Source organism: Rhodococcus sp. BE178 (assembly GCF_050433545.1).
Taxonomy (GTDB): domain Bacteria; phylum Actinomycetota; class Actinomycetes; order Mycobacteriales; family Mycobacteriaceae; genus Prescottella.
Window position 1 is genome coordinate 1 of sequence record NZ_JBNPXA010000041.1, and the last position, 1,082, is coordinate 1,082.

The window sequence follows — 1,082 nt, forward strand, 5'->3', positions numbered from 1 at the left end:
TGTACCCGGTCAGGACGTTGGTAGCGGGCGTGTCGGCTTGATGTGAAGAGAACCTCCGAGTGGGGTGTGGCTTGTCTAAGGCCCACATCCGCTCGGAGGTTCTCGTGTCCCACCGTAATGCCCGAACCACATATCTCGGCAGATTGCTCATCGTCGAGCGCTACCGAGATGGCTGGCCGAAAGCGCATATCGCCAGCGCAATGGGGATATCCCGGAAGTGCGTGTCGACGTGGGTGGCCCGCTACGAGACCGAGGGCGAAGCCGGGTTACACGATCGGTCCTCCCGCCCGCACACCATGCCGACCCGAACCGCAGCCGAAGTCGAGACCCGGATCGTCGAGCTCCGTGTGCGTGAGCGACGCGGGCCGGACTGGCTCGCAGCAGAACTCGGGGTGCCGGCCCGCACAGTCTCCCGAGTCCTACGGCGCCACCAGGTGCCACACCTGGCGGACTTGGACCCGATGACCGGTCAGGTGATCCGCTCGTCGAAAACCACCGCCGTGCGCTACGAACGTGAGCGGCCCGGCGAACTGGTGCACATGGACGTCAAAAAGCTCGGCAGAATCCCCGACGGTGGCGGATGGCGCGCACACGGACGAGCCGCCGGATCGACAGCCCGCGACCGCAGCACCCGGACCGGATTCGACTACGTCCACTCGCTCGTCGATGACCACTCCCGACTCGCCTACTCGGAGATCCTCCCAGACGAAAAGGGCTCCACCTGTTCGGGTTTCCTGACCCGTGCGATCGACTACTTCGCGGACCGCGGCATCACGAGAATCGAGCGGTTGATGACCGACAACGCCTGGGCCTACCGATGGTCCCTACGCGCAGTCTGCGCCGAACACGGGATCAAGCAGAAGTTCATCAGACCGCACTGCCCGTGGCAGAACGGCAAGGTCGAACGCCTCAACCGGACCCTGCAAACCGAGTGGGCCTACCGTCAGGTCTTCACCAGCAACAGCGAACGCGCCGACGCACTTGCACCCTGGCTCGAGTACTACAACACTCGACGACGCCACAGCGCACTCGGAGGACTCCCACCGATCAGCCGACTGCAACCAACCTGATGGCCAGGTACA

General features: G+C 64.3%; 1 protein-coding gene. It reads left to right on the forward strand.

Annotated elements, in window-relative coordinates:
• Positions 1–104 precede the first annotated feature (104 nt).
• A complete protein-coding gene (locus J2X34_RS28405) occupies positions 105–1,070 on the forward strand; it encodes an IS481 family transposase (RefSeq protein ID WP_114724618.1) in 966 nt (321 codons plus the stop codon).
• The last annotated feature ends 12 nt before the right edge of the window (positions 1,071–1,082 follow it).